The organism is Dietzia aerolata (assembly GCF_014144865.1).
GTDB lineage: Bacteria > Actinomycetota > Actinomycetes > Mycobacteriales > Mycobacteriaceae > Dietzia > Dietzia aerolata.
Genome location: NZ_JAALDM010000125.1, coordinates 1 through 2161, shown reverse-complemented (window position 1 = coordinate 2161; position 2161 = coordinate 1). Strand labels below are relative to the sequence as shown.

At 67.7% G+C, this 2161-nt stretch carries 2 protein-coding genes; one reads left to right on the top strand and one right to left on the bottom strand.

The genetic code is table 11. The annotated features are described in order from the left end of the window. Positions 1-66 precede the first annotated feature (66 nt). Positions 67-1677, top strand: a complete 1611-nt coding sequence (locus G6016_RS08430; RefSeq protein ID WP_241729970.1) for an HNH endonuclease signature motif containing protein — start codon at positions 67-69, stop codon at positions 1675-1677. 71 nt (positions 1678-1748) lie between these two features. Here the strand turns inward: G6016_RS08430 and G6016_RS08425 are convergent. Beyond that, positions 1749-2161: molybdenum cofactor biosynthesis protein MoaE (locus tag G6016_RS08425; protein WP_182632217.1), on the bottom strand; the 413-nt coding region annotated here is incomplete at its 5' end.

Here is a 2161-nt window from a genome sequence, read left to right as displayed (position 1 = left end):
ACTACGCGCCGGCCAGGAGTAGGATCGTACTAACGTTCTAGTTAGTGCGGGTTGGGGGTGGGGAGTATGACGACGACGACACCGTCGATGCATGCTGTTCCCGATCGCACGGACATGGTCGGCCTCAAGGGGGTCAGTGAGGCTGCGCGGGCAGCTACATTGGCCTCTAACCTGGCCGGCGCCGCCCGACTGGAAGCGGCTCAGCGGATGGTGTTGGAGTTCGCTCTGCTCGAGGAGGATTCCGAGGAGGGTGCCGAAGAGGACGCTGTCGAGGGGCGCAAGGCCAAGCGGCCCGCGTACGCGCGGCTGGACCCCACGTCGAGGGCGCGTGATCATCTGGTGGCAGCCTGCCAGCTGACGGTGTGGCACGCCGGCCGCATGGTGACCGCCGCTGAGCAGATCCACACCAGGCTGTCCCACTTGTGCGAGGCGGTCTCGCGAGGCCTGATGCCGGAACAGATGGCGATCGACACGGCATGCCGGCTGGCGGAGGTTCCCGACTCGATCATTGAGATCGTCGAGCGGGAAGTAGTGGCCAGCCTCGTTGACGATCTCGAGGGTGGGGACCGCACGTCCCGGACCGCGCTGGACGAACTGGTCGAACAGTCGGTCGCCAAGCACGACAAGAAGACAGCGGAGGATGAGGCAGCCGCCGCCGCGAAGGAGCGAAAGATCCGCTTCAAGCGTTCCAGAAACGGCATGGCCTCACTGTGGGCGTCGCTGCCGGCCGAGGACGCCGAGCTGCTCCGCCGTCGAATCCAGGCCGAGGCGGATCTGGCCGCGGCCAACGGTGATGAGCGAACCATGGATCAGCTGCGCGCCGACGTGCTGACCTCGTTCGCGGTGTACCAGCCCACCCAGTCCGGCGCCGCGGGCTCAGCTGCAGCTTCCGGCCTTGCATCGGATGGCCCAGCTTCTGCCGGCTCCAACTTCGCCGGCTCGACCTCGTCTGGGCCGCAGGCGGGCGACGCCGCCGGCGACGCGACCGACGCCACTTCCGATGACGCGACCGACGACGACATCGAGCTCGGCGAGGTCGGGGTTGATCCCGATATGCCCCGCCCGACGCTGGGCAACGCCGCCGCCGGCGGCGAGTCGATCAAGATCAGCGTGATCGCCGCGGCCGCTCAGGGGCTGCCGAACCGGGTCGAGTTCGTTCGCGGCTCCTACAGCAGCTACGAGTGGCTCTGCCGCGAACTCCTCGAGTCTGAAGACGCCAAGGTGAGGTTCGAAATCATCGACCCCGCCCCGGGCGCGCTCGACGATCCGGACAGGGCGCTCAAGTACGTCATCCCGGCGAAGCTCGCCGAGCGAATCCGGCTGCGTGACGGAACCTGCCGTCACCCGGGCTGTCAGGTGGACGCCAGTAAGTGCGACGTGGATCATGTGATCGCGTTCAACAAGGACAACCCGGAAGAGGGCGGGCCCACCTATGAGTGGAATCTCGCCTGCCTGTGCCGAAAGCATCACCGGGAGAAGACCTTCGGGAAGTGCACCTACCGGACCGGGCCGCTGGGCGAGTTGATCATCGTCACCGAATCAGGTCACCGCCATCGCACCAGACCCAAGGGCCCACTGGCCCGCGCGCGAGACGGAATTCGGAAGGCACCCAGGATCTGGCATGACCCGCGGCAAATCACGATGTGCGAACACGGGGCCTACAACCTGCCTGCATAGACCGGTCGCGCCGTCCAGCTGACTCGCGCTTCAGCCTCCCGCCCGCCAGTCTCTCGTCCCGCGGTCTACGTCTAGCAGTCGCCGACGCCCACCCACTCCGACAGGCCGTCGGAGAACAGCTGCCGCTTCCAGATGGGCACCTCGTGCTTGAGCCGCTCGATGAGCTCCGAGCACGCCGCGAATGCCTCCGCCCGATGCGGCGCCACCGCGACAGCCACCACCGCGACCTCGCCCACCGGCAACACACCCGTCCGGTGCACGGCGCCCACCCGCACCTGCCCGGCCGGACCGCTGGCCTCAGTAGCCTCCGCGGCGATATCCACGCACAGGGCGGCCAGGATGTCCGCGGCCTTCGGATGCGCCGAGTACTCGATGTGGACGACGTCCGTGCGGTCCCCGTCGTGATCGCGGACGATCCCGTTGAACGTCACCATCGCGCCATCCGCGGTCGTCCACACCGCCCGCTCCACCTCGCGCGGATCGA